26 protein-coding genes and 3 tRNA genes are annotated in these 25,777 nt (G+C 63.8%); 14 read left to right on the plus strand and 15 right to left on the minus strand.

Annotated features, from left to right (window positions below; translation table 11 throughout):
- Positions 1-39: 39 nt before the first annotated feature.
- Positions 40-113, minus strand: a tRNA-Pro gene (locus AC3ZI9_RS08295).
- 88 nt (positions 114-201) lie between these two features.
- Positions 202-624: a hypothetical protein gene (locus tag AC3ZI9_RS08300; protein WP_441392037.1), complete on the minus strand. Its 423-nt coding sequence runs from the start codon at positions 622-624 to the stop codon at positions 202-204.
- A gap of 181 nt (positions 625-805) precedes the next feature.
- Here AC3ZI9_RS08300 and AC3ZI9_RS08305 point away from each other — a divergent pair.
- Positions 806-876, plus strand: a tRNA-Gly gene (locus AC3ZI9_RS08305).
- Between the two features lie 74 nt (positions 877-950).
- The gene (locus tag AC3ZI9_RS08310; protein ID WP_489923434.1) at positions 951-1,631 is read left to right on the plus strand and encodes an alpha/beta hydrolase; all 681 of its coding nucleotides are present in this window, start codon (positions 951-953) and stop codon (positions 1,629-1,631) included.
- Here the strand turns inward: AC3ZI9_RS08310 and AC3ZI9_RS08315 are convergent.
- The 3 genes from AC3ZI9_RS08315 to AC3ZI9_RS08325 are packed head-to-tail and all read right to left on the minus strand — an operon-like array spanning position 1,628 to position 4,106.
- Entirely contained in the window at positions 1,628-2,536 is a 909-nt protein-coding gene (locus tag AC3ZI9_RS08315) for an Fpg/Nei family DNA glycosylase (protein ID WP_443384244.1), read from the minus strand. The two genes, AC3ZI9_RS08310 and AC3ZI9_RS08315, sit on opposite strands and share 4 nt — an antisense overlap.
- 1 nt (position 2,537) lies before the next feature.
- Positions 2,538-3,011 carry a ribose-5-phosphate isomerase gene (locus tag AC3ZI9_RS08320; protein ID WP_086998194.1) on the minus strand — a complete coding sequence of 158 codons (474 nt, stop codon included), beginning with the start codon at positions 3,009-3,011 and terminating at the stop codon, positions 2,538-2,540.
- A gap of 42 nt (positions 3,012-3,053) precedes the next feature.
- Entirely contained in the window at positions 3,054-4,106 is a 1,053-nt protein-coding gene (locus AC3ZI9_RS08325) for a lactonase family protein (protein ID WP_443384245.1), read from the minus strand.
- 235 nt (positions 4,107-4,341) lie between these two features.
- Between AC3ZI9_RS08325 and pepN the strand changes: the two genes are divergently transcribed.
- From pepN to AC3ZI9_RS08345, 4 genes are all read left to right on the plus strand, one after another.
- The gene (gene pepN / locus AC3ZI9_RS08330) at positions 4,342-6,888 is read left to right on the plus strand and encodes an aminopeptidase N (protein ID WP_443427591.1); all 2,547 of its coding nucleotides are present in this window, start codon (positions 4,342-4,344) and stop codon (positions 6,886-6,888) included.
- Between the two features lie 100 nt (positions 6,889-6,988).
- Positions 6,989-7,456 carry an OsmC family protein gene (locus tag AC3ZI9_RS08335; RefSeq protein ID WP_443384247.1) on the plus strand — a complete coding sequence of 156 codons (468 nt, stop codon included), beginning with the start codon at positions 6,989-6,991 and terminating at the stop codon, positions 7,454-7,456.
- Between the two features lie 2 nt (positions 7,457-7,458).
- Complete coding sequence (locus tag AC3ZI9_RS08340; RefSeq protein WP_443427590.1) at positions 7,459-8,142, plus strand: DNA alkylation repair protein; 684 nt, start codon at positions 7,459-7,461, stop codon at positions 8,140-8,142.
- A 44-nt stretch (positions 8,143-8,186) separates the two neighbouring features.
- Positions 8,187-8,792, plus strand: a complete 606-nt coding sequence (locus AC3ZI9_RS08345) for a globin (protein ID WP_443348774.1) — start codon at positions 8,187-8,189, stop codon at positions 8,790-8,792.
- Between the two features lie 33 nt (positions 8,793-8,825).
- Here the strand turns inward: AC3ZI9_RS08345 and AC3ZI9_RS08350 are convergent, their stop codons facing one another.
- Both AC3ZI9_RS08350 and AC3ZI9_RS08355 read right to left on the minus strand, forming a co-directional pair.
- A complete protein-coding gene (locus tag AC3ZI9_RS08350; RefSeq protein ID WP_489923435.1) occupies positions 8,826-10,196 on the minus strand; it encodes an HNH endonuclease in 1,371 nt (456 codons plus the stop codon).
- A 90-nt stretch (positions 10,197-10,286) separates the two neighbouring features.
- Positions 10,287-10,961, minus strand: coding sequence for a DUF8185 domain-containing protein (locus AC3ZI9_RS08355; protein WP_443348770.1), 675 nt, complete (start codon positions 10,959-10,961; stop codon positions 10,287-10,289).
- Positions 10,962-11,077: 116 nt separating this feature from the next.
- Here AC3ZI9_RS08355 and AC3ZI9_RS08360 point away from each other — a divergent pair, with 116 nt between their 5' ends.
- Positions 11,078-12,034 carry an acyl-CoA thioesterase gene (locus AC3ZI9_RS08360; protein ID WP_443411265.1) on the plus strand — a complete coding sequence of 319 codons (957 nt, stop codon included), beginning with the start codon at positions 11,078-11,080 and terminating at the stop codon, positions 12,032-12,034.
- Between the two features lie 79 nt (positions 12,035-12,113).
- Here AC3ZI9_RS08360 and ettA read toward each other — a convergent pair whose 3' ends face one another.
- A complete protein-coding gene (ettA, locus tag AC3ZI9_RS08365) occupies positions 12,114-13,796 on the minus strand; it encodes an energy-dependent translational throttle protein EttA (RefSeq protein ID WP_086998166.1) in 1,683 nt (560 codons plus the stop codon).
- A 132-nt stretch (positions 13,797-13,928) separates the two neighbouring features.
- The gene (locus AC3ZI9_RS08370) at positions 13,929-14,474 is read right to left on the minus strand and encodes a single-stranded DNA-binding protein (protein WP_441392108.1); all 546 of its coding nucleotides are present in this window, start codon (positions 14,472-14,474) and stop codon (positions 13,929-13,931) included.
- Positions 14,475-14,686: 212 nt separating this feature from the next.
- Here AC3ZI9_RS08370 and AC3ZI9_RS08375 point away from each other — a divergent pair.
- Together AC3ZI9_RS08375 and AC3ZI9_RS08380 are read left to right on the plus strand one after the other, a co-directional pair.
- A tRNA-Arg gene (locus tag AC3ZI9_RS08375) sits at positions 14,687-14,762 on the plus strand.
- Between the two features lie 225 nt (positions 14,763-14,987).
- A complete protein-coding gene (locus AC3ZI9_RS08380) occupies positions 14,988-16,232 on the plus strand; it encodes an MFS transporter (RefSeq protein ID WP_443411264.1) in 1,245 nt (414 codons plus the stop codon).
- 13 nt (positions 16,233-16,245) lie between these two features.
- On the opposite strand, the gene AC3ZI9_RS08385 is transcribed toward AC3ZI9_RS08380, so the two are convergent.
- Both AC3ZI9_RS08385 and AC3ZI9_RS08390 read right to left on the minus strand, forming a co-directional pair.
- Entirely contained in the window at positions 16,246-16,905 is a 660-nt protein-coding gene (locus AC3ZI9_RS08385) for an SDR family oxidoreductase (RefSeq protein ID WP_443348761.1), read from the minus strand.
- Between the two features lie 28 nt (positions 16,906-16,933).
- Positions 16,934-17,773, minus strand: coding sequence for an aldo/keto reductase (locus AC3ZI9_RS08390; RefSeq protein WP_441392106.1), 840 nt, complete (start codon positions 17,771-17,773; stop codon positions 16,934-16,936).
- 97 nt (positions 17,774-17,870) lie between these two features.
- Here AC3ZI9_RS08390 and AC3ZI9_RS08395 point away from each other — a divergent pair, with 97 nt between their 5' ends.
- Complete coding sequence (locus AC3ZI9_RS08395) at positions 17,871-18,581, plus strand: HAD-IA family hydrolase (RefSeq protein ID WP_441392105.1); 711 nt, start codon at positions 17,871-17,873, stop codon at positions 18,579-18,581.
- A gap of 117 nt (positions 18,582-18,698) precedes the next feature.
- The gene (locus AC3ZI9_RS08400; protein WP_086998146.1) at positions 18,699-19,325 is read left to right on the plus strand and encodes a malonic semialdehyde reductase; all 627 of its coding nucleotides are present in this window, start codon (positions 18,699-18,701) and stop codon (positions 19,323-19,325) included.
- 38 nt (positions 19,326-19,363) lie between these two features.
- Here AC3ZI9_RS08400 and AC3ZI9_RS08405 read toward each other — a convergent pair whose 3' ends face one another.
- Positions 19,364-20,482 (minus strand): GTP pyrophosphokinase, encoded by a 1,119-nt coding sequence (locus AC3ZI9_RS08405; protein WP_086998143.1) that lies wholly within the window; start codon positions 20,480-20,482, stop codon positions 19,364-19,366.
- Between the two features lie 290 nt (positions 20,483-20,772).
- Between AC3ZI9_RS08405 and AC3ZI9_RS08410 the strand changes: the two genes are divergently transcribed.
- Positions 20,773-21,405: a uracil-DNA glycosylase family protein gene (locus AC3ZI9_RS08410; RefSeq protein WP_086998263.1), complete on the plus strand. Its 633-nt coding sequence runs from the start codon at positions 20,773-20,775 to the stop codon at positions 21,403-21,405.
- Positions 21,406-21,547: 142 nt separating this feature from the next.
- Entirely contained in the window at positions 21,548-23,035 is a 1,488-nt protein-coding gene (locus AC3ZI9_RS08415) for a DUF2079 domain-containing protein (protein ID WP_489923436.1), read from the plus strand.
- 185 nt (positions 23,036-23,220) lie between these two features.
- Here the strand turns inward: AC3ZI9_RS08415 and AC3ZI9_RS08420 are convergent, their stop codons facing one another.
- From AC3ZI9_RS08420 to AC3ZI9_RS08430, 3 genes are all read right to left on the minus strand, one after another.
- A complete protein-coding gene (locus AC3ZI9_RS08420; RefSeq protein ID WP_489923437.1) occupies positions 23,221-23,676 on the minus strand; it encodes a hypothetical protein in 456 nt (151 codons plus the stop codon).
- 38 nt (positions 23,677-23,714) lie between these two features.
- Positions 23,715-24,053, minus strand: coding sequence for a hypothetical protein (locus AC3ZI9_RS08425; RefSeq protein ID WP_443411261.1), 339 nt, complete (start codon positions 24,051-24,053; stop codon positions 23,715-23,717).
- Between the two features lie 540 nt (positions 24,054-24,593).
- On the minus strand, positions 24,594-25,199 hold the full coding sequence (locus AC3ZI9_RS08430; RefSeq protein ID WP_086998132.1) for an HAD family hydrolase: 606 nt from the start codon (positions 25,197-25,199) through the stop codon (positions 24,594-24,596).
- Between the two features lie 135 nt (positions 25,200-25,334).
- On the opposite strand from AC3ZI9_RS08430, the gene soxR reads away from it, so the two are divergent.
- On the plus strand, positions 25,335-25,775 hold the full coding sequence (soxR, locus tag AC3ZI9_RS08435; RefSeq protein ID WP_086998129.1) for a redox-sensitive transcriptional activator SoxR: 441 nt from the start codon (positions 25,335-25,337) through the stop codon (positions 25,773-25,775).
- Positions 25,776-25,777 lie beyond the last annotated feature (2 nt).

Below are 25,777 nucleotides of genomic sequence, written 5' to 3' on the forward strand. Positions count from 1 at the left end.
CGTCCCCGTTGTGGAGCTGACGGGACTGAAAGTTCAGAGTCGGGGTGACAGGAGTTGAACCTGCGACCTCACGCTCCCAAAGCGCGCGCTCTACCAAGCTGAGCTACACCCCGATTGGTGCAGAGGCTAGTTTACGCAGAATCCTCGCGGAACAACTAATTGCTGACAGGCACCGCTTCCCGGCATGGCGCGGGCCCGGCCCTAGAAGCCCTCGGCGATGTCGGGGACCGGCCGACGAATGATCCATTCGTCGCTGGGCAAGCGGTCCATGTAGTAGAAGCCGCCGACGGCCGATGCACGATTCGGCGGGGCTTCCGGATGGTAGTTCAGCACCAGTCCTCGCCGTTGCACCCAATCCAGCCACGCGTGCAGGGCCTGGACCTCCTCGACCGGAACCTCCTGTCCCGCTCGCTGCCGCAGCAGGACCCGCACATGGGCCATGACGGAGCTGCGGTGGTGCTCGGTTTCGATGGCCCAGGGCAGGACGTCACGGTAGGAAGGCCGCCCCGCACGGGCCTTCCCACGATTCAGGGCCCGTTGGACGCCGGCTGCGGTGACCCCGTAGCGCTCGGCGATCTGCTCGTTGGTCAGTCCCAGCTCGCTGAGTCCTTGCAGGATCCGCACATCCGGTACTTTCCTGGGTCCAGCCATCTTCCACCCCCATGCCCCGCTGCCCGGGGCTTCGTCACGACGTCGGATACCGACCTTCCGAGCATGCGCCGCACGAGGACGAGCGTCAATTTTGCAGTGCTCCGAACCCACTGCTAATGTTGTCCAAGCAACGGGCCGCAAGGCCCGTCTTTGCGGGGATGTAGCTTAATGGTAAAGCCTCAGTCTTCCAAACTGATGACGCGGGTTCGATTCCCGTCATCCCCTCCGCAAACGTTGGGCCGCCTTAGGGCGGCCCTTCGTCGTTAAGGGGGTGCGGAACCGGCTGCTAGTGTCCGGCTATGCGCATCTACGTTCCGGGAGCCAACCGCACCGGCAGGGCCGCCTGGCCCCAATCCACCGATGAAGAGGGACTGTACGTCTCCTTCCCCATGGAGTCCCCTGTGGAGGCCCGGGCCGCCACGGTGGGAAATCTGACGACGGCTGAGCCGGTCACCGTCATTGCCCACTCCTTGGGCGCGATTCCTGCGTTGCTGGCAATCGCCGCGGGGCACCTGCAGCCGGCACGGCTGGTCCTGCTGGAGCCGGCGCTCTTCGACATCGTCAGGGGCGTTCCGGCGGTGGAAGAGCACATCGCGGTGATGACCCGGGCCCGGCAGAAGGCCGCCGACGGTGACCTTTTCGGTTGTTGGGCACTGGTCAAACCGTTCATGTTTGGCGGCCGCGCCCTGGTGGAGGATTGGCAGCAGGATGAACCCCACGCCCGGCGGTTCAGCACCCAACCGGCACCATGGGGTCACAACATCACGCCGGATCTGATCGCGACCCTGCCCACCCTGGTGCTCACCGGCGGCTGGAACGAACAGTATGAGGCAATCGCCGCGGTTTTGACCCAGCACGGGGCCGACCATCGCATCCTGCCAGGAAGTGGTCACCGGGCTCAAGACGCTCCGGAGTTCGAAGCACTGATCGCCGCCTTCGAACAGGACACGCCGGTCCGAGGCCGGAACCAGGGTCGCTAGGCCGACCGACCCGTGCGGGGCTGGCAGGCAGGACACCAATAGAGTTTGCGCGCCGCCAGCTCGGCCAGTCCGATCGGCGTCCGGCAGATCAGACAGGGCTGCCCCTGGCGTTGGTAGGTGTAGTAGGCATGATCGGGCCAGACCGGGGCCTCGGGGTCGGCACGGTCTGGGGCCCGGGTGGTGATGATGCGGCCATCGCGGACCCCATCGGCCATGAGCACGCAGATATCCTGCCACAACCGGCGCACCACCGGTACCGGCAGGTCGCGGCCTCGCGTCCACGGATCGAGTCCTGCACGGAAGAGTGCTTCGGCCCGGTAGATATTTCCGACCCCCGCAATCAGGGCCTGGTTCATCAGCGCGGCCGCGATCACGGTACCGGTGGCCCCGATCCGTCGGAGGAATTCCTCTTCACCGGTAGCGGTATCAGCCCCCAACGGGTCGGGTCCCAACCGCCCCCGAACCGCTTCGGCCTCCGGCACGGTCAGCACCTCGCAGACCGAGGGGCCGCGCAGGTCGGCCCAACCGTGTTCGGAGACCAGACGCATTCTGACTTGGCCCACCGGTTCAGGAGGTCCGTCGTAGGCGACGGGAGTCCCGTCGTCGTAGGCCTCCTTCTCGCCGATGCGTCGGGGGGCACCGATGCTCGAAGCGCCCCGGAAACTCTCGTCTCCCCCGAAGCCGAAGGCACCGTAGAGCCCCAGATGGACCCGCAGAATCTGTTCGCCAGCGAAGCGGACGAACAGCTGCTTGCCGTGGGCCGTGGCCTCCAGGAGCTCACGCCCGTCTAGCAGTGCGGCCCCTGCCGTGAATCTTCCTTGCGGGCTGGACACCCGCAGTACTTCTCCGGCGAAAACATCGTCCAGTTGGCGGGCAAGCCGGTGGACGGAGTGGCCCTCGGGCACCCTAGTCCTCGAGTTGGCCGGTGGTTTCGTAGGCACCGATCTGCTGGATTCGACGAATATGGCGTTCTGCTTCGCTGAACGGTTCAGCCAGGAAGGCGTCGATCAGGCCAGTGGCCTCTTCGATACTGTGCTGGCGCCCACCCACGGCAACAATATTGGCGTTGTTGTGTTGGCGGGCTAGTCGGGCGGTGTCCAGATTCCAGGCCAAGGCGGCGCGGATGCCCTTGACCTTATTAGCGGCGATCTGTTCGCCGTTGCCCGAACCTCCCAGCACGATCCCCAAGGCATCCAGTCCGCGGGCCTGTTCGGCGGCGACGGCTTCGGCGGCGTTAATGCAGAATCCCGGGTAGTCGTCCTCGGCATCGTAGGAGGTCGGGCCATGGTCCACGACGTCGTGGCCGGCGCCGCGCAGATGCGCCACCAGGTGGGCGCTGAGTTCGAGTCCGGCATGGTCGGTGGCAATATGAACGCGCATGATGTCCTTCGGGTCATCCGTGGGAGGGGAACGTTTCCTAGCCTACAAGGGGGCGACGACCTCGATCCACAGGGGCCCCTCACCGGTGGCTGCCCGTCCGGTGGCCGTGAGTGTTCCGTCGTGCGGGGAAATGCTGTAGGCGCTCAGGTGGCCCGAACGTTCCCCGCAGACAAAGAGGTATTCCCCGTCCGCATCCACGCAGGCCCCGCGGGGTTGTTCTTCGGTGTCAGTGGTGCGCAGATAGTCCAGCCTGCCGGTATCGGGGTCTATGGCGAACGTGGAAACCGTCGAGGTTGAGCGTTCGGTGGTGAAAAGGAATTTTCCCCGGCCCCCGATGCGGATATCGGCGCACCAGATGGCGTCGGGACCGGGCACCGGGCCTCCTGGATGGCGGGCGAAGCCGGGGACGAGGCCCAGGGAGGCGGGGACGGTGTCAATGCGCTGGATTTCGGTGAGGGCCCCGGTATCTGGATCCCGTTCGTGGGCGGCAACTTCCCCGGACATCTCATGGATGACGTAGACCCGGGATGCGTCGGCGTTGAAGAGGAGGTGTCGCGGCCCCGAGCCGGTCGGGGCATCGAGGGACCCGGCCAGCGTCAGTTCCCCTGTCTGGGTGGAATACCAGACCACACGGTCGCTGCCCAGCGAGGCAGCATAAACGTAGCGGCCATCGGGGCTCGTACGGACGCTGTGGGCTTTTTCCCCCGGGCTGGGCGCCCGCAGGGCATCACCGGTCGGCAGGCCGTCGGCGTCGAGCGGCACTGAGTTCACCGCGTCATGGTGGTAGGAAGCGCTGCGGACCGTCCGACCGTCGGCATCCAGACTGATATAGGCCGTGTTATCGGCCAGCTGGACCCTGGCGGCGTTGCTCAGTCGGCCGGTGGAGCCGTCGATGTCCAGGACGTTCAGCATCGGCGGTTTGCTGGAGGCCCCGGCATAGAGCAATCCGCATTCCCGGCTCGAGGCCAAAGAGCGGACCCCCTCCACGCCAACCGGTTCGCCGGCGGGGCTCAAGGTTCCTGTTGCGGGCTCGAAGGCGAAGGTCTCGACGGTTCCGGCCTTCGCGCAGCCAACGTAGACATGGGTCTGGTTCACGGTGCTTCTCCTGGTCATCGAGGCGGTGTGGCGGGACGGATCCCGTGAACCGATCCTATCCGGCGCCCGCGGGCCCGGACACGGGCCCCGGAACACACTGCCGGTATTTCCTTCCGCCAGGTAGCGCCATCGCGCCGTTTAAGTGAGACAATATCCGTAATGTTCAGGAATCGCTTCAGATATCCGCGCTCTCTGGACCGCCATCAACCGCGAAAGACCACAGGGAGGCATCACCGTGCCAGGATTGAATCTCACCCGCGACGAAGCGCGTGAACGCGCCGGGCTAGTCAACGTCGAAACCTACGACATCGAGCTGGACCTCACCCGCGGAGAGAAGGTGTTCGGTTCCACCACAACCGTGAGCTTCGAGGCCACCGCCGGAGCCAGCACGTTCATCGATGCGGTCACCGATACCGTCCATTCGGTCACCCTCAACGGGGTGGAACTGGATCCGAGCCAGGTCAGCGACGGCGTACGCATCCAGTTACCGCAGCTCGCTGCCCGCAATGAGCTGCGCATCGTCGCCGACGCCCTCTATATGAATACCGGCGAAGGCCTGCACCGTTTCGTGGACCCGGTGGATGATGAGGTCTACCTCTACTCCCAGTTCGAGGTCCCCGATTCACGACGGATGTTCGCCGCTTTTGAGCAGCCCGACCTGAAGGCAGCCTTCTCCTTCACCGTCACCGCCCCCGACTACTGGGACCTCATCTCCAACTCCCCCACCCCGGCTCCGACTCCCGCAGGCCAGGGAAAGGCCACCTGGGCGTTCTCCCCCACCGCGCGGATCTCCTCCTATATCACCGCCCTTATTGCCGGCCCCTATGAGGCGGTGCGCAGCGAGCTGACCAGTTCCGATGGGCGGACCATCCCGTTGGGCGTTTTCGCGCGCAAATCGATCATGGAGCACCTGGATGCTGAGAACATCTTCACGCTGACCCGCCAGGGCTTCGAGTTCTACGAGGAGCAGTTCGGCACGCCCTACCCGTTCGAGAAGTACGACCAGCTCTTTGTCCCGGAGTTCAACGCCGGGGCCATGGAAAACGCCGGGGCCGTCACCTTCCTGGAGTCCTATGTCTTCAGGTCCCGTCCCACCGATGCCATGGTTGAACGCCGGGCGATCACCATCCTGCACGAACTGGCCCATATGTGGTTCGGGGACCTGGTGACCATGCGCTGGTGGAACGACCTCTGGCTCAACGAGTCCTTCGCCGAATTCATGTCGGCGCTGGCCGCCGCGGAGAACACCGAGTTCAGCCAGGCCTGGACCACGTTCTCCTCCATGGAAAAGTCCTGGGCCTACCGCCAGGACCAGCTGCCCTCAACACACCCGATCAAGGCCGAAATCAAGGATCTGGAGGACGTACAGGTCAACTTCGACGGCATTACCTATGCCAAGGGCGCCTCGGTGCTGCGCCAGCTGGTGGCCTGGGTCGGACAGAAGGAATTCATGGCGGGGGTCCGCGAATACTTCTCCAAACATGCCTACTCCAACACCGAACTTCCCGACCTGATGCGCGAGCTCGAGGCCTCCAGTGGTCGCGACCTTTCCGAATGGACCCGGCTCTGGCTTGAAACGGCGGGCGTCAATAAGCTCGAAGCCGAGATTGCTACCGCCGAGGACGGAACGATCACTTCCTTCGCCGTCGTCCAGTCGGCCCCGGCGGATTACCCCACCATCCGTCCGCACCGGGCAGCAGTGGGCTTCTATGACCTGAACGAAGTCGGAAAGCTGGTCCGCACCCACCGTCAGGAACTCGATGTCGCAGGTGAGCGCACCGAGGTCGAGGCCTTCGTGGGCAGGAAGCGCCCCGACCTGGTGCTGGTGAACGACGACGACCTGGCCTATGCGAAGATCCGTCTGGATCCCGCCTCACTCCAGGTGGCGATGAAGCATCTGAAGGATTTCGAGGCTTCGCTGCCCCGCACCCTGGTCTGGGGTTCGGCGTGGGATGCCGCCCGCGACGCCGAAACACCGGCCCGCGAATTCGTCGAACTGGTGCTGCGCAATATTGGCCACGAATCCGACTCTTCGGTGGTCCTGGTCATCTTGGGCCAGCTGAACACCGTTGTGGACTACTACGTGCGCGCCGAGGATCGCCAGCGGATGGGTGAGCAGGCAGCCGATCAGCTCTGGGAGTTGGCCCGCAGCGCGGAGGCCGGCTCGGATAAGCAGCTCCAATTCGTGAAGGCCGCGGCCTCACGCTCACGGACCGCGGACCAGTTGGATACGGTAGCTGCCCTGCTCGGTGGCGAACAGCAGCTGAAGGATCTGCAGATCGACGCCGACCTGCGCTGGCATCTGCTCACCGTCTTGGTCGCCGGCGGGCGAGCCGGCGCAGCCGATATCGAGGCCGAACTGGCCACCGACGATACGGCCAACGGCCGGCTGGCCGCCGAGGTCGCCCGGGCAGCCATCCCCACCGCCGAAGCGAAGCTGGCCGCCTGGGAGGCCATCATCGATGGCAGCGAGCTCTCCAACACCCATCAGCGTTCGGCCATCAACGGGTTCAAGCAGGCCCACGATCCAGCACTGTTGGAGCCCTTCGCCGCGAAGTACTTCCAGGTCATCCAGGGTGTTTGGGAGTCCAAGAGCTGGGAGATCGCCCAGCAGATCATCGTCGGCTTGTTCCCGATGGCCCAGACGACGGAGGCGACGTTGACAGCCACCGATGCCTTCTTGGATCAGCTGGGTACCGGTAGCCCTGCCTTGCGCCGGATGCTGGTGGAAAGCCGCGACGCGGTGGTCCGGGCCCTGGCCGCGCAGGCAGTGGACGGATAGTCCCTGAGCGGCTGATCGGATCAACCGGCTGGGTCCTGGCTCCACATGGAGCCGGGACCCAGCCGGTTCAGGCCCGGGGATTCGGGCCTACAGTGGTGCCATGGACCCGAATCTGCATCAATACCGCGTCGACGTCGAGTGGACGGGCAACCATGGCACCGGGACCAGCGGTCATCGCGACTACGGCCGGGAACATTTCTTGCGGGCAACCGGATTACCGGATCTGCCAGGGACCGCGGACCCGACCTTCCACGGCGACTCCTACCGGTGGAACCCCGAGCAACTCCTGCTGGGTGCCCTCGCCCAATGCCATATGTTGTCCTATTTCCATGTGGCGGTGAAATATGGGGTCCACGTCACCGGATACACGGACTCCGCCGCCGGAACCCTGCGCTTGAACCGTGACGGGAGCGGCGAATTCACTGAAGCCCTCCTGAGTCCGCGCGTCGTGTTGGCCGATGAGTCCCAACGTGGCCTCGCCGATTCCCTCCACGAACGGGCCCACCAGCTGTGCTTCATCGCCCGCTCGGTGAACTTCCCGGTCCTCAACCGACCCGTCGCATCCTAGTCATGGCAGGTGAACTCGGGCAGTTGATCACCTCGCGGTTGGCGGCCGTCGCCGATCCGACCGCGGCGGGAGCCATGCAGCGCTATCTGAAGACCGAGATGGACTTCTTCGGCGTCCGGGCCCCCACGGTCCAGCGGATCGTCCGTGAGGCGGTCCGCGAAACGGGGGTCGGCCGCTGGGAGGATCTACTCGACGAGGCCAGGAAGTTGTGGGACGGTGCCCAGTGCCGCGAGCAATGGTATGCCGCCCAACAACTCACCGGTTACCGGCCCTGCAGGGGCCGGCTCGAGTTCCTGGACCTGTTCGAAGACATGGTCGTTGACGGGGCCTGGTGGGACATCGTCGATAATTGCCACCGCAGGTTCGCCCATCTGCTCGCCCACCATCGCGAGCAGATGGATCCGCTCTTGCGTCGCTGGGCGGTGGATCCGAACCATTGGAGACGTCGAATAGCCATCATCACCCAGCTCAGTTCGAAGGAAGACACCGACGTCGGCCTGCTGGAAGCTGCCATCTACCCGAATATGGCCGAACAGGATTTCTTCCTCCGCAAAGCGATTGGTTGGGCTTTACGCGAATACGCCAAAACCGATCCAATCTGGGTCCGCTCCTTCGTTGCCAGCCATCACTCTGAGCTCTCGGGCCTGAGCCAACGCGAAGCAGTGAAGCACCTGCGCATTCGATAGTGTGGAGAAGGCTGGACCGTGCCAGCCGTGGAAGGAAACGACTCGTGAGCGACCAACAAAACCAGCAAGACGGGCCCATCCGTTTGCCCGGAGGGGAATCCTTGGGCATCCATGTCGGACAGGCACGCCCGCTGTCCTCCCCCTCGGTATCCCCCGGCGCCCCGGGCGGGCATCCGGAGAACACCGATGCCTCCGGGCAGAGCACCGACCGGTTCGGCGGAACCACCCCGGCATCCGCAGACGTGGGCGATCATGAGGACCTCTCCCCCTATCTGGGGACCTTCTACGCCGAGGTCGGCGGCTCGAAGACCTTCCAGCAGCTGACCGAGTACTTCTACGAGTCCGTCGCCAACGATGCCGAGTTCCGGTCGATCTACCCGGAAGAGGATCTGAAGCCCGCAGCCATCCGACTGCAGTTGTTCCTGGAACAATATTGGGGTGGGCCCACCACCTACAGCCAACTGCGCGGGCATCCCCGGCTGCGGATGCGTCACGTCCCCTACATCGTGGACACCGCAGCCCGGGATACCTGGTTGGCCCATATGCGCCATGCCCTGGACCGGATCGCCCTACCACCGCTGCAGGATGCGACGATCTGGGACTACTTCGACCGGGCGGCCCGCTCGCTACAGAACGCCGCCGATAGTTAACCATCTGGGGAAACGTGTCCGCACCAGGTCAAGCTAGCTGGTGTCGCCGGGTAGGGGTGGTGCCTGGGACCGATAATGATGCCCGGTCGGGGTGGTGATCACCGTGGTATGCCGGTCCCCGGGCACGGTTTCGGTCGTCCAACCGGACGCTTCCTTGCTGTAATTGCAATCAGCACACAGGCCCGCGGAATTCTTTGCCGTGGTCTTGCCACCGGCAGCCCACCCCAACACGTGGTCGTGATGACGGACCGGGGCATCACACCACGGGCTACGACAACATTGGTCACGCGTCTCGATGAAACGAGCCAACCCCGCAGGGAAGATCCGTGCCCGCGAGTCCATGGCGACCAGGTCCCCGGTCTCCGGGGCCGTATATAACCGTCGGATCCACGCCAACTGTTCCGGCGCGGGAAGATCATCAGTCCCGCCGGCATCGGAGCCTGGGGCACGGGAATCTTCGGTACGGGTCCCGTGGGCACGGAGTCCGCCGGCTCGACGGATCAGATCCCGGGCGATCTGGGCCGGGATCACCCCGTACCCGGGAAGGAACGCCGGTTCACCCTCACCGTGGAACAGGGCCCGGTCGGTCATAACCAACTGGATCGCCACCGGCACCGCAGCCGCCGTGGCCTGACCGGTCAGGCGTTCGACCAGGGTATCGGCCATGATCTGCCCCCGGGTCCGCCCGTCCCCGATACCCACCAACCGGTCAGCCTCCCCGGTCAGGGCCTTGAGCACGGAAACGCCTTGAGCCACCGGTAGCAACCCCGAAAGGATCGACATGGTATCCGGGGCCGGCCGCAGGGAGACCCTGCGGTCGTTCACCGCCCGACGCGCCCGATCCACCACCGCCGACGGGGAGACCGCGTACGCCAATTTCTTGGCCCGGGCCACCAGCGCCCGGGTCCCGACACCCTCGAGGACCGAGGGATCAGCCAGGAGTTGCTCATCGACCTGGCGGCGTTGTTCAACACTGAGGCAGGCGGTTTCTTTCACGAGCAACGTCGCCCGCCATTCACTGAGCCGGCCGGTAGCCAACGCCTGGTGGGTATGGGGCATCTCATTCACCACGGCCTGAGCCATCCCCACCAACCGGTGCCCCATATGAGGTGACTCCGAGCGGGCCAACGCGACTTGGGTATGGATCCCGGCACCGGCCTTCTCGCGGGGGATTCCTTCGGCCGCGTGGCGGGTGCGAACTACCGTATCCAGGGCCACTGCAGCCCGGGCTTGAAGGGCGGAGAGGGCATTCTTGGTGGCCTCGGCGCCGGCCAGGACATCGATCAGTGCGCCTTCGTTCAGTTCGGTCGTGTCCAGAGCGGGCAGCAGGTCCAGGAACGAGGCCAGTGCCCCGATGGCAGGTACTGCTGCCGGGGTTTCTGGGGGCCTCGTTGATTCGAACATGTCTTCGACTCTATCGAAGGCACCCCACGGATTCCCCGAAATACCAGCCCTGTGAGGGGCCCGTGGAGGCACCGAACAGGGCGACTAGCCCTACAACAGCTGTGCTGCGTGACGGATGAGGGTGTGGCCCCCGGAGGAGGACAGGCGCAGCCAGCGACCTTGCCCGAAGAGCCGGCTACTGCCCCCGGGGCGCAGGAAGCCCAACGTATGAGCGGCGAAAGCAGCCCCCAGGGGCAGTTCGATCTCCGTGGGGCCGGTGCCGGTGACCGGTGCCGACCAGATTCTCCCGCGCACCGTATCGAGGACCGGGCGGCCCACGCTGGTCGGTACCGCCTCGGCCACCGAGCGCATCCCGGCTTCGGCCTGCCGGCGGAGCTCGTCGTCGTCGTAGGCTCCCCGTTCCTCCCACCCCGTTAAGGGTGGGGTGATGCCGGCCCATGCTGCCCTGGATTCTGCTGGTGGCAGGGCCAGGATCGTCTCTGACTCCTCCACCCGGGCCAGCCGGTCGGTCAGGGCACCGAGCTCATAGACGGCTTCGAAGCCGTCTGCTTCCGGGGTGGCTAATTGGGCCACGCGCAGCCCGAGCACCGTGGGAGTCACCGCGGCAATGGCTTCCTGGGCCAGCACCGGAACATATACCGCCAGCGCCGTCCTGACCGCTTGGAGCCTGACCTGTCCGTCTTCGACGGTCCGGGCCCGGGCCAGGAACGTGCGTAGATCGGTCATCGTGTCGGCATCGGCGAGGGGCAGCGTATCGTGAAGCATGATCCCATGCTGTCACCCCCGGAGTCGGCACGCTATTTTCCGGTTCTTCCCGCTTGATCGGCGAGGTGGCCCACGGATAGTCTCAAGCGCAGGACAATCCCTACCAAGGAGTAATAGTGCCCGAACATGAAGTGCCCGAATCCCTGGTCAGGGTGTTGGCTCTCGAAGGAGACGGTCAAACCCGCACGGACGAGGACATCTTCGTCGGCCACACGCCCGCACAGAGCCGGGACCGAGTTTTTGGCGGGCAGGTCTTGGGCCAGTCGGTCATCGCTGCCTCGCGCACCGTCGAGGGTGAACGCCCCATCCACTCCATGCACGGATACTTCTTGCGTCCAGGTGATGTGAAGGTTCCCATTACCTTCGGTGTGGAGCGGCTGCGCGACGGCCGGTCCTTTTCCGCCCGGCGGGTCCATGCGTACCAGAACGGCAAGCCCATCCTGTCGATGATCGCTTCCTTCCAGGAGCCCGCGGAGGGGCTCGAACATCAGGTGCAGATGCCCCAGGGCATTCCGGAACCGGAGTCCTTGCCGACCACCGCCGAGGTCATCGGTAAGATCAATCATCCGGTGGCCAGGGAATGGGCGTATAAGCGTCCCTTCGACATCCGCTACATTGACAAGCCGTTGTACTTCGAAGCTCCGACCGGTGACGCCCGGAAGGCGTCGAACGCCATCTGGATGAAGTCCTATGAAACACTCCCCGACGACCAGTCACTTCACCGGGCCGCGCTGGCTTTCGGCAGCGACTACACGTTATTGGAGTCGGTACTGCGCCGCCATGGTTTGCCGTGGATCACTCCGGGCATGAGCGTGGCCAGCTTGGACCATGCCATGTGGTGGCACCGCGATGTCCGTGTCGACGATTGGCTGCTCTACGTCCAGGAGAGCCCCAGTTCTTCCGGTGCCCGTGGTTTGGGCCAGGGAAGATTCTTCACCCGAGACGGCGTCCTGGTTGCCACCGTCGCGCAGGAAGGCATGGTCAGGGTCCCCACCGATACCAAGTCCACACTCATCGGTGGTGTCCAGGCGCGGCTGATGCGTGCGGCCATCAAGCACGAACAGAAGCGCTGAGGCTCCCCACCCCGCACGAAACGGTGCCCCCACTGGATGCGAACATCCGGTGGGGGCACCGTTTTTGGATCCGTAAACCCTAGCCGCGCGTCAGACGGCGGTGGGTGACACGGTGGGGCTTGGCCGCGTCAGGGCCGAGCCGCTCGATCTTATTCTCTTCGTAGGCTTCGAAGTTGCCCTCGAACCAGTACCATTTGGCTGGATCGTCTTCCGTGCCTTCATAGGACAGGATGTGGGTGGCCACCCGGTCAAGGAACCACCGGTCGTGGGAGACGACCACGGCGCAACCGGGGAATTCCAGGAGGGCGTTCTCCAAGCTCGAGAGCGTTTCGACATCGAGGTCGTTGGTCGGCTCGTCAAGAAGGAGCAGGTTCCCGCCCTGCTTCAGAGTCAGCGCCAGGTTCAACCGGTTGCGCTCACCACCGGAGAGCACACCTGCCTTCTTCTGCTGGTCCGGGCCCTTGAAACCGAAGGCCGAGACGTAGGCCCGTGAGGGCATTTCGACGTTGCCGACCTGGATGTAGTCATTACCCTCGGAAACGACTTCCCAGAGGTTCTTCTCGGGGTCGATCCCCCCGCGGTTCTGGTCAACATAGGAGATTTTGACGGAGTCGCCAACCTTCAGCACCCCGTCGTCGATCTCCTCCATGCCCACGATCGTCTTGAACAGGGTCGATTTACCGACGCCGTTGGGGCCGATGACGCCGACGATGCCGTTACGCGGCAAGGTGAAGGAAAGATCTTCGATGAGCACGCGGTCCCCGAAGCCCTTCTTGATCTTGTCCGCTTCGATGACCAGCGAACCCAGCCGTGGGCCCGGTGGGATCTGGATTTCCTCGAAATCCAGTTTGCGGGTGCGCTCGGCCTCCGCTGCCATCTCCTCGTAACGGTTCAAACGCGCCTTGGACTTGGTCTGGCGGCCCTTGGCGTTGGAACGAACCCATTCGAGTTCATCGCTCAGACGCTTGGAAAGCTTCTGGTCCTTCTTGCCCTGTACCGCCAGCCGCGCCTGCTTCTTCTCCAGGTACGTCGAGTAGTTGCCTTCGTAGGGGTGGAGCTGGCCGCGGTCGACTTCGGCGATCCACTGGGCCACATGGTCCAGGAAGTACCGGTCGTGGGTCACGGCCAGGACGGCGCCCGGGTAGGCCTGCAGGTGCTGCTCAAGCCAGAGTACCGATTCGGCGTCGAGGTGGTTCGTCGGTTCGTCAAGAAGCAACAGGTCGGGCTTCTGCAACAACAGCTTGCACAGGGCGACGCGGCGGCGCTCACCACCGGAGAGAATGGAAACTTCGGTATCGCCCGGAGGGCAGCGCAGTGCATCCATGGCCTGCTCGAGCTGGGAATCGATATCCCAGGCGTCGGCGGCGTCGATGGCCTCCTGCAGCTTGCCCATTTCTTCGAGCAGTGCGTCGAAGTCGGCATCCGGTGAAGCCATCTCCTCTGAGATCTCGTTGAAACGCGAGATCTTGTCGTAGATTTCACCGACACCTTCCTGGACGTTGCCCAAGACGGTCTTCTCTTCGTTCAACGGTGGCTCCTGGAGCAGAATGCCCACCGAGTATCCGGGGCTGAGGCGCGCCTCACCGTTTGAAGGCTGGTCGAGGCCGGCCATAATCTTGAGGATTGTCGATTTACCAGCACCGTTCGGGCCAACAACACCGATCTTCGCGCCGGGGTAGAACGACATGCTGACGTCGTCGAGGATCACCTTGTCGCCAACGGCCTTGCGGGCCTTGGTCATGGTGTAAATGAATTCTGCCATGCCCACTAGGCTAGTCGTTCCCGCCGCCAATTCCCTATTTAGAGGTAGGCCCACAGACTGTTGGGACGTCGGAAGCGGTGAGTGAGCTACCGGTGTCCATACTTATCGACGAGCAGGGCACCCGTGGAGAGATCAGCCCGCCAGCGGCTCGGTTTCCGAACCTGACGGCTCGTCCCACCCGGACACCGGATCGGTACCGAATCTTCCGGCGGCAGGATCTGCCGATTCGACCGGGCCACCGGCTTCCTCACCCTCCACCACCGGTGGGTCCGATTCCACGGACCGGTCTGCGGCACGGGCTGCGGCCAGCTGCGGCAGACGGGAAAACTCGGTGGTCCCGAATTTGAGGTCGTGACCAATGACCTCTGCTTCAACGTCAATCCCGGTACCCGTACTGCCGTCCTCCCGGGTGTATTGGTCCACCTTGGCGTAGCCGGCCACGAAAACCCGTTGTCCCTTACGCAGCGAGGCGTGGGCATTAAGACCCAATTGGTGGAACACCTTGATGGTGTACCAGTTGGTGCTTTTGGTCTCCCATTCCCCGCTCTGCTGGTTCCTGCCCCGAATATCGGCACCCAGCCGGAAGTGGGTGACCCGAAAATCATTCGCATGCGTGCGGACCACCGGGTCGGTACCGACATTGCCGACCACGGTAATGAAGTTGTTCACGTCTTTCATGGTGTCCTCCAGTGCTGATCTCCAACCGGGACAGGCAGTCCCGCTTCCCCAGACTGGCCGGGAGTCCAGGGAAGCCATGCCACCGTGATCCGGTCTGTGGACTCTTGGCGACCAACCCGGTGTTACCACCGGTTGTGAGGGGGATGTGGGCTCGAATGTGGCGCTGCAGCAACGGATCGCTAGAATGATTCCTGTTGCCCTGCGGGGCACCGGCCCCCGTAGCTCAGTGGATAGAGCAACAGCCTTCTAATCTGTCGGTCGCGCGTTCGAATCGCGCCGGGGGCACCATCCATGAACAGCGGGCCTCTGGCCGGATACCCGCGAGATTCCTGAGTCGCCCGAGGCACGAACCCTATATAGTCCACCCGCGGCACAAAAGCGATTAGACTGTACCCAGTGGTAGCAATCCTGCCCGTTTTGTCAGCAACGCCGTATATCTCTTCGGGCGATCTGTGGCCCTCACGGAGCCGCAACACCACCCGTATCCCCTCAGGAACAGGAAGAAGCATCCAGGTGCCCACGTCGCAGCCGATCATGGTTCGCGGAAGCCTCCGTGCGTGGCGCAACGCTGTTTTCGCTGTTTTTGCTCTCTCGGGTCTGGGTTTTGCTTCCTGGGTTTCCCGGATTCCCGCGGTGCGGGACGGCATGCACCTGAGCACGGCAACCATCGGACTGATGCTTTTCGGGCTGGCCTTCGGGTCCATTGCCGGACTCGCGACCGCGCCGAACTATATGGCCCGGATGGGAACCCGGAACGGGCTGCGCTATTCCCTTCTGGCCATGGCGGGGGCCACCGTGTTACTGGGCCTGGCCGCCGGAGTATGGGGTTCCTTCCTCGCCTCAGCAGGGGTTTTGGTGCTCTTCGGCTTCTTCTACAGCATCACCGATGTCGTCATGAACGTCGAAGGGGCAGACGTAGAAAAGGCCAATGGGCGCACCCTGCTGCCGATGATGCACGCCTTCTTTAGTCTGGGGACCATCATCGGCGCAGCCCTCGGCGCCGTGGCAGCCATGAACTCACTCCCGGTGGGCATCCACTTCACGGTGGTCGGCCTGGCGATTGCGGCGGCCGGCAGATGGAGTGTGCTTCATATCCCCGGCCCCGGCGCCAAGGTATCCAGTGCAGGCCCAGCCGCTCCAGCGGCGGCCGCCGATTTCGGACGCCACCCCCGCTTCGGTGCACGCCTTCGAGAAACCCTGAAGATGGCCGCGGAGCCGCAATTGTTTTTCTTGGGTCTCATGGTCATTGGGATGGCCTTCGTGGAAGGATCCGCCAACGACTGGTTACCCCTGGCAGCTGTCGATGGGCACGGTTTCAATAATGCCGGCGGAGCCCTGGTCTATGGGACTTTCGTCGCGGCAATGACCGTGGGGCGTGCTGCCGGCGGACCACTGATCGACAGGTTGGGTCGACGCCATACGCTCACGATCATGGGGGCTTTGGGTTTCCTTGGGCTCCTGGTCTTCATCCTGACCAACACACACTGGACGGCCTTCGGTGCCGCCGCACTCTGGGGTCTGGGGGGATCCTTGGGCTTCCCGATCGGCGTCTCCGCTGCGGCAGACCACCCCACCCATTCGGCCCGCAGAGTCAGCATCATTTCGATCTTCGGCTATGTGGCGTTCCTCGTCGGCCCACCGGTCCTGGGCCTGCTGGGCGAACACTTCGGAATCCTGAACGCCCTCTACCTCGTGGCGTTGATGTTGTTGCTCTCGCTGCTGGTGGCACCGCGCGCCATGCGCGCCTCGGCGCGCTAGCCACCGAGAACGCTCAGGCGCCCAGCGTGGCGAACCATTGGGCGATGGGCATCTCGCCGTCGCAGAACTTCAGCGTCGCTCCGACGGTGCGTGGTTGCACCAACGATTCGGCAATAGCCAACGCGACGTTGGCCCGTGAGGTCGAGGTATCCCCGGAGATCGGATGCTCCAGCGGGGTTACTTTCCCGGTAGCCGACTCCAGTGTGAGAGCCCCCGGGCCCAGAATGGTCCAATCCAGTGCCGATTCGCGGAGATGCTCATCGGCGGCGATCTTGGCCGCTTGGTAGGGGTAGAACGGGTCATCGAGGGGTTTCAGATACTGAGTATCAGCCGTGGCAAAAGAGACCATGATGAACCGTTGGACCCCTGCGGCCATGGAAGCATTCATGATCCGGATGGCCGCATCGCGGTCGACGGCGTACGTCCGGTCGGCGTCACCGCCACCGGCCCCAGCGCTGAAGACCACGGCGTCGAAACCTGCCAGGACCGGCTCCAGTTCGGGAGCCTGGGCGCGCTCGATATCCAGCACCACGTCAGTGCCGCCGGCGGCGCGGACCTCGTCGGCGTGGGCTGGATTGCGGATCACCGAGGTGACCTCGTCACCCCGGTTGGCCAGTTCGCGGGTCAACAACAGGCCGACCTTTCCGTGGCCGCCGATCACGATGATCTTCATACGTAGCTCCTGGGTTCAAAAAGGGTGATCAGTGACCGAAGACCATCGGATCGACCGGGGCGTCCCCGGTCCCATCGAGGGCATCGATGGCTGACATTTGTGCGGCGTCGAGTTCAAAACCGAACACATCGAGGTTGCTGGCCATGCGCCCGGGATCTTCCGACTTCGGGATGGGTGAGGCACCGTGTTGCAGGTTCCAACGCAGGACCACCTGGGCAGGGGTCTTCTGGTGGGCGGTCGCCGCTTCCACGACGGGCGCTGCCTCCAAGACACCGCCGCGGGCCAGCGGGGCCCAGGCCTGAGTGTGGATGCCATGGCGTTGGTGGAAGGCAATATCGTCTGCGCGCATCCACAGCGGGGAATGCTGGATCTGGTTCACGTCCGGCACCACACCGGTGGCATCCATGAGCTCGGTGAGCTGGGACTGGGTGAAGTTCGAGGTGCCAATCGCCCTGACTTTGCCCTTGGCCAGAAGCTTGGCCAAGCCCTTATAAGCGTCCACATAGGTGCCCCGCTCCGGGTTCGGCCAGTGGATGAGCAGCAGGTCGATGTAGTCCACGCCCAGCTGTTCGATCGAATGCCGCCACGCCTGGCGTACGCCGTCGAAGGAATGCCATTCGGCATTGAACTTTGACGTCAAAAACACCTCATTGCGGGCCAGCGGGGAACGGGCGATTCCTTCACCGATCCCGACCTCATTGCCGTAATTCTCTGCGGTGTCGAAGAGCCGATACCCGACGTCTATGGCGCTACGGACGGCAGCACCGGCCTCCGTATCGTCCATCGTCCAGGTACCCAATCCGATCATGGGGATCTCGGCACCGTTGGCGAGCTTCTGCAAGGGAACTGCTGCTGGATTCTCTGACATTCATTCATGCTAGCTTGCCCCGTCGCTTCCCGCCCGAGAACGGGGCAACGATTTTTATGCGACCCCGGGGCGCCGATACCGCCGATAGGCTGGGACCATGACGACCAGCGACTCTCCGGCAGCCCACCACGACGCCATCGGCGATGACCTCGACGTCGAGGCACTGCTCTTCGACCTCGATGGGACCCTCATCGATTCGACCCGGGCCACCGAAAGCTGCTGGCAGGAGTGGTCCCACAGGATGGGGTTGGGCGACCACGGCCAACACCCGCACGGGGTGCCAGCCCGCGATGTGGTGGCTCAACGGATCGAACCGGCCCGCCGCAGCGAAGCATTGGCGTTGATCGAAGCCCTGGAAGTCGAGCAGAAGGAAGGCATCACCATCAAGGACGGTGTCGCCGAACTGCTGGCGGCGCTGCCGTCTTCCCGCTGGGCCATCGTCACCTCGTGCACGGCGGAACTGGCTGCCCTGCGGTTGGCGGTGGCGGGGATCGAAGCCCCCACGGTTCTGATCTCCGCAGACTCCGTGGCCCACGGAAAGCCCGACCCGGAGGGGTACCTCGCCGCGGCGGCCAGCCTGGGCGTGGACCCGCAACGGACCGTGGTCTTCGAGGATGCCCCTGCAGGGGTCGAGGCCGGCCGTGCCGCCGGGGCGTGGACCTTGGGCATTACCGGAACATACGACGCGGGATCCTTGGCTGCTTCGAAGATCGTGGAGACCTTGGAGGGCATCACGGTGGCCGTGGCAGCCGGTGACGCCGGTCTGCGACTGGGCTTCCCGACCGCCGATGAACCTGTGGGTGACTAAGCCCACACCGGGATGCGGAAATATGCCTCGGCAGCGACTGGTTGGGGAGGGTGTACCAGCACACCGTCAGTGCCGGGCGGATCGCTCGCTTGGACCACTGCCTCCCGGAAGGACTCCATGACCACCACGATCTCCGATTTCGAGCAGGAACTGGCCATTGATCCAGCGACCGCCGACGTCCTCTTCCGTGAAGCGCGCACAGCCAATACGTTCACCGATGAGCCGGTCAGCGAGGAGACGGCCCAGGCCATCTACGACCTCATGAAAATGGGGCCCACCATGATGAACAACCAGCCGATGCGCATCACCTGGGTCCGCTCCGAAGCCGCCCGTGAACGCCTGGTCGACCGCATGGCCGAGGGGAACCGCGCCAAGACGCTCTCGGCGCCGCTGGTCGCCGTCCTGAGTTTCGATACCGAATGGCATGAGCACTTCGCGACGTTCCTGCCCCACGCCGCCGATCGCAAGGCAGCCTTCGACGGCGAGGACCAGGCTGCCGCCCGCTCCCACGTGGGCAACTCCAACGCCCACCTGCAGGCGGGGTACTTCATCATGGCCGTGCGCGCCGTGGGCCTGCATGCCGGACCCATGGGCGGTTTCGACGCCGCCGGGGTGGACGAGGATTTCCATGCCGGAACCACGCAGAAGACGTTCATGGTCGTCAACATCGGCAAGCCCGGCGAAAACGCCTGGCGTCCACGCCTTCCCCGTTTCGACTACCAGACGGCCACGACCACCATCTAGTCGGCCCGTCCCTCCCCCGGGATCGGCGGGCGTCGCCCCTAGGGCTCTTCGCTCGCTCGTCCCGGGGTTTTTTCTGCCTGATAGGAATCCATTTGGGCCAGCCGGCGTCGTAGGCTCTCTTGGCGCTGCCGATCCTTCCCGGCGGTCAGCTCGATATGGCTGGCCCCGAAGCGCCACAGCAGCACATCGTCCAAAAGACGGTCAGGTCCTGGTGAATACCGGTGATCCAGGGCCTTGCGCACTTCGGTGATCGCCGTGGCGTCGAGGAGCCCGGCCAATTCGATGGTCGTGGTCAGGTCGTGGGCGGCCAGGAGTTCGGCGGCCCACCCCCAGTCATCGTCTGCCTTGCGGTCCACATGCGGAAGCAATGTCTGCCAGACCTCGCGAATACGCGCAGGATCCAGTTCCACACCCCCTTCGCCCTCGCTGTCCCAGTAGCCAGTCACCGCCAGGTAGCGGTCATGTAGTTCCTCGAACGTCGACTCGACGGCCTCGAGCATCGCGGCGGTCGCGGTGAACTGCCGGTCCAGATACGGGCTCCAGGCGCGCGGATCGACTTTCTTGAACCTGATGTCATGCTCGATCTCGCTCCAGGCATGAGCCAGGATCGTCCGGATCTGGGTTTCAAAAATATAGTTACCGGTGACCCTGACGTTTTCCGCCAGTTCGCCCTGGTAGTCCCTGACGACGTCATTCTGCCGGGTGCGCAGGATCAGGTGCCGGCTGGAATAGCCGTAGGTTCCGGACTCCACCGAGCCAATGTCCTTCTCCCGGTCGGCACGGCAATCGAATTCGTTGCGTCGACGTTTGATCAGGTTGGCGGCCTCACGGACTTCATGGGGCAGACTCACGATGACCCTTACTCCCACGAGGTCATGCAGATCCCGCAGCGGGTGGGGGAATTCGAGTTGGCGGTCCCCTCCGGGTTCGTTGGGTTCGATCATCCGCGAGGCCTTATCGCGGAAGGAGTCCACCGATTTGGTGCGTCCGGTGACGAAGAGCGGCTGCACATCGACGCCTTCGAAAATCTCACGGATCCGTGCGGTGACGTCGGCGGTCACCTTCTCCAGGTGGGGGCGAAGGCGCTCATAGTCGAGCGTCACTGCTTCGACCCCGGGTTTCAACTGTTCATCCAGCCGGTCGAATACTGCTCCCATGAATGGTCGCTCCCTCGCCTCGTTGTGTACCGCACCACACACTATCAAGCGTCATCCGGGCTGAGCATCCGTCGGGATAGGAGCTCCGTGCCGAGGATCACCGACGACCGAGGGACCCTCTCGGCGTGTCCACAGAACAGAAGGAGTAGTGTGGGAAGCACGCAACGGCATTTTCCGCAGCGTTTCCCGTTCACCTCGGCGCCCCAGGGGGCATGTCCTCCCGTGCGCCGGACCTCACCGGCGGACCAGCTATCCGCAACCAGCAGCAACCCCAGGAGAAGCACCCCTTCATGACCGCATCTGCCCCGGAATTATCGACCGACACGCTGTTTAGCCGCCGTTACGAGGAGCAGATCGCCCCCGTCAACCGACTTCTTGACGAGACCGCCTTGCTGCGCCCGGGCTCCTCGGTCAGTTACGTCGACCCCCAGCATGACGTCGACCAGGTCAAGATCATCTCCCTGTTCTCCAATATCGGCACCGCCGATGACAGTGGCTTCATCACCCCGGGCGACTCCGACGCCGCAGAGCGCATGATCGCCCTGCAGTGGCAGCTGGGCCTGCGTCCGGAATACGTCATGCCGTGGAACGTCTCCCCCTGGCATACCCCCGGTGAAGCCAATGGCCGCTTTGAGCCGGCCCAGATCACCTCGGGCCTGAAGCCGCTGCTGCGCATGCTCAAGCAGGTTCCACGTGCCTCCGTTCTGGTCGCTCACGGCACCGAGGCACACCGCCTGGCCGATCAGCTGGCCAAAACGCAGAACCCGTTGCTGTGGCGTCGTGGTTTCAAGACCTATAAGGTCAAGTCCCTCGACGGCCGCGCCTTCGCCGGTTCCGCCGAACGTCAGCAGGGCCACCTGGATCAAATGCAGGCCGCTTACGCCGACGCCATGGCCCGCACCGGGCTGGCATCCATCCACTAGTCCGCCCTTCCGCCGGATCCAGCGGCAATCGTCGAAACGGTGTCCACCTTCGGGTGGGCACCGTTTTTTGTGATCAACACCGTGCCGTGCCACCGCCTGCGCGGTCCCACAAGGGAACCGACGCACCGCTAAACTCGTAGCCATGCCCGAAGCCCCACCCGCCACCGATTCTGCGATCCACCCCGTCAGCCGAGCACAGAAGCTGCAGCTGACCGCGGTCATGGTCGGCGCCACCATCCTGTACGTCGCCCACTCGTTGCTGCGCTACCGCAATTTTGAGGCCAAGGGCTACGACCTGGGCATCTTCGACCAGGCGGTGCACCAGTACTCGCTGTTCAAGGCACCGATCGTGCCGATCAAGGGCGTGGACTTCAATCTCCTCGGGGACCACTTCCACCCGATCATTGCGCTGTTCGCCCCGCTGTATTGGATCTGGCCGGACCCGCGCATGCTCAACTTCGGCATGATCGCCCTGCTGGTGGTCACCGCGATTCCCGTCTACCTCTTCTGCCGCAAACATCTGGGCCACCGTGGAGGATTGCTCACGGCGGCGGCCCTGCTGCTGTGGTGGCCGTTCCAGTCGATGGTGAACTGGGATTTTCACGAGGTGGCTTTCGCGGTACCCCTGATGGCCTGGATCGTCTGGGCGTTCGACGCCCGAAGGTACTGGCTGGTCGTGGGCCTGTCCTCCATTCTCTTGTTGGTCCGTGAAGACATGGGGGTGACGCTCATTGCCGTGGGCATCGTCCTGGCCTTCCACCGCCAGTGGGGCAAGGCCATCCTCATGGCCGTCGTGGGTGTCGCCGGCTACGTGGTGGTCACGGAAATACTGGTCCCCCATTTCGCACCGCCGGATGCCATGTCCTATTGGCAATACACGGCCTTGGGCCCCACAGCGGGGGCGGCGATCGCCTTCATCCTGTCCCACCCGCTGAAATCCATCGCATTACTGTTCAACCACGAACTGAAGATCCTGCTCTGGTTGATGTCCTTCGTCCCGCTGGCCTTATTGCCCTTCCTCTCCCCCTATGTGATCCTGGTGGCGCCGAGCCTGCTCAGCCGCCTCTTCAACGACCGGTTGAACACGTGGGCTCCGGTCTACCAATATGACGCGATGCTTGCCCCGGTGCTCATCATGGCCTCGGTGCATGTGCTCTCGAAGATCATTGCCCGCACCGGCAAAAAGAAGTTGGCCGTCGGGGCTCCCGCCTATTTGCTGATTTTGGCGTTTGTCTGCACCCTGTTCATCCACGCGGTCATCCCCTTGGGCCGCACGCTGACCGGACAGAATTGGTCGATGCCCGAAACGGCGAAGGCGCAGGCCCGGGCGGTGGCCCTGATCCCCGACGGGGTATGCGTGGAGGCGGCGGATACAGCGGTCCCCCACCTGGTTCAGCGCACCTATGTGGGCCTCCACGGGGATATCGGGGACGACCTGTCCAGCTGGATGATCATCGACTTCAATACCGACGAACTCGGCGGCTGGGATCCGCTCTCGCCGCAGGAAGCGCTGAAACGCGGCAAGGACCTGGGCTTCAAGGTGGTCACCCGCGACGATCACGGTATCTGGGTGCTCCACCGCGATATCCCGGTCAACCAGGTCTGTCGCGACTACCTGCCCCAGCACTGAGGCCGTTCCCTGTTTGCCGGGCTAGGGGCGCGTGAAGGTGGTTAAAGCCCCAGTTCGGCGGCCAGGTCGGTGCCTGCGGGGTAGTGAACGGTGCCCATCTGCGCCAGGACACGTTCGCAGATCCGTGGGTCAGTAAATGAACCGACTGCTGCTGAGCCCTTCAGTGCCTTTGCTGGGCACGCGGGTTATCCCGTGGCACTCACGCGAAAACGGCCGTCTTCGGTCTGTGCTTCAACCCGATCCAGCGCCGCAGTTTGTTCCCCGACGGCTGCGAGCATCACGGCAGCGATTGAGTGTAGATCGGCTTCGGTATCCGGGCCTTCAATGGAGTTGGCTACGTGAAGCACGACCACGCCGGGGGCTGGTGATTCCCAACCGGTGATGAGGCTATAGGGCTTCGAGAAACCAGAGATGCTGTGCGCGCCTTCGGCGTTGAGCCATCGGTTCATGAGCTCGTTTGCCCATACCTGGCGTTGAGCGTTTTCAGGCCTCGACTCAGCGGGCGCGAATGCTGCCGCGGGGGGCACTTCCGTGCTGACCATCGTCCGCTCGTTATCTGACAGTCCGCTCATACCACCGGTGCATCCCCAGAGACTGAGTGCTACGGCGCCGAGTGCCACGACGAACGCTATTTTCTTCATGTTTTACTCTCCGGTCGGATCTTGGGCCCCTCGTGGTGTTAGCGCCCGGACTTCGAGGGAAACAGCTCATATGTAGAGGACTTATCGGTTCCGGAAATTTTTGCCGTGACTTTCAAGAAGGGGAACCCATCCTGTTGGAGTCGCGGTCCGACGTTCCCGGCCACAAATTCAAGCCCCGAGATTCCATCCGTGTCATATTCCCCGCCCTGCCATCGACTATCCGGGCTGAGGGTGACCACCAAGTGCCCAGGCTCAGTAGAGGTAAAACTCTCGACGTAAGCATGTGGGTCGTTCGGCAGGCACTCGCGATACCCTTTGAGGTCATCGAACGGCGGGCAGAATCCGACGTCAGAGTCATCGATATAGGTGGTCTGCATCCCCTCGAACCATGATTCGTAAGCATCATCGGCCCATGCTTGGCCCGTTTTGAACATACTTGTCGGCCCCGCGCCGGTTGACGGCATCTCACTCGGCGACATCTGCTGCGTGGGTGCTGCTGTCGTTACTGCACTCGTTGGGCTCCCGCCGACCAACCCATCGGCGCTCGAGTTCCCGACAGACTCGCTGGTGCACGCCGACGCGCTGAGAACGGCGATAGCTAGGACAGCGGCAAATCCAGTTCTTTTCATGGTTCCCCCCAATTGTTGTGTATCGAGCCTAGGTGCGGACCACGACAGTTCGCGACCTGACCAGCTGTTTTGGGTATTTGATCGCGGATTGGTCACCTAGCCGATGCGGACGTCGCTGGCCGATCCGGCACAGGGCATCACGTGGCATCGTGTTCTGGACTGAACAGGAAGAATCCACCGGATCCGCACCGCCTGGACGGAGCTTAGTGGTTGAGAGTGCACGCTGCCCTTCCCCAGCACGGAGACACTTCCCTGCCGTGACAGGGGTCCAGCTGGCGCGGGCGGCGGTTAAAGCCCCAGTTCGGCGGCCAGATCGGTGCCTGCGGTGTAGTGAACCGTCCCCAGTCCCAGTGCCGCGGCAGCTTCGATGTTCTCCGACTTATCGTCGATGAACACGACCTCGGAGGCTTCGGCGCCCATCCGTGCCAGGGCGTGTTCGTAGATCCGCGGGTCGGGTTTGGCCAGGCGCAGCGGCCCGGAAAAGATCAGGTGCTCGAAGTAACCGGTCCACCAGCCCTCGGCCTCAAAGATCTGCGACATCCGCGCCGGCATATTCGAGAGCACCGCCATCGACGCCCCGCGTGTTTCCAGCGACTGGAGAACCTCCCGCGTCCGCGGATCGGGTTGGGACCACAGGGCTGTATCGAGCCGGTCCAACCGCTCGGCCTCTGCCGCGTCCACGGCCCGTTCCAACACGGCAGTCCAGTACGAGGGCGAATCCAAGGCTCCCGCGTCAAAGGAGTGTCGGTGAGCCCAATACGTGCTGCCTTGCTCTTTCAGGGCCCGACCGGTGGCCTGCTGCAGCCGCTCCCAGTCCCTGTCTGCCGGCGCCGCGGCGATCACCATTCCGTAGTCGAAGAGGTACCAGCCGACGTCGTGCTGTGCTTGTGCCATATTCCCCAGCCTATCGGCTCATCCCCCGCATCAGCTCAACGCCGGCCGGCAGCTTCGTCAGGCGATCCGGTGTATTCTTCCCATCGGCTGTGGTCCTCGGGGGCCACGCGGAAACGCAGGAGGGAAACCCAGACCATGGACGATGATTCACGGATCAGTGTCGGGCAGCTGTCCGCCCGCAGTGGGGTCGCCATTTCCGCCCTGCACTTCTATGAACGCAAGGGACTGATCTACAGCCGGCGGAGCAGCGGAAACCAGCGCAGGTATCCCCGCTCCACCCTGCGTCGGGTCGCCGTGATTCGGGCAGCCCAACGTGCCGGCATCCCCTTGGCCTCGGTCCTGGAGGTTTTTGAGCAATTGCCGCAGGAGGGGGTTCCCGACCAGTCCGACTGGCAGCATCTATCCGAGGCGTGGCGTGAAGAAATCGACGCCCGCATCACCATGTTGGAGCATCTGCGGGACCGGCTGGACGGTTGCATTGGCTGTGGTTGCCTCTCTTTATCCACCTGCGGTTTCGTCAATGCCGAAGATCATTTGGGAACCGCTACCACCGGTGCTCCGGGCCTCGAGCAATAGGG

It is taken from the genome of Arthrobacter sp. AOP36-F1-5, assembly GCF_058137995.1.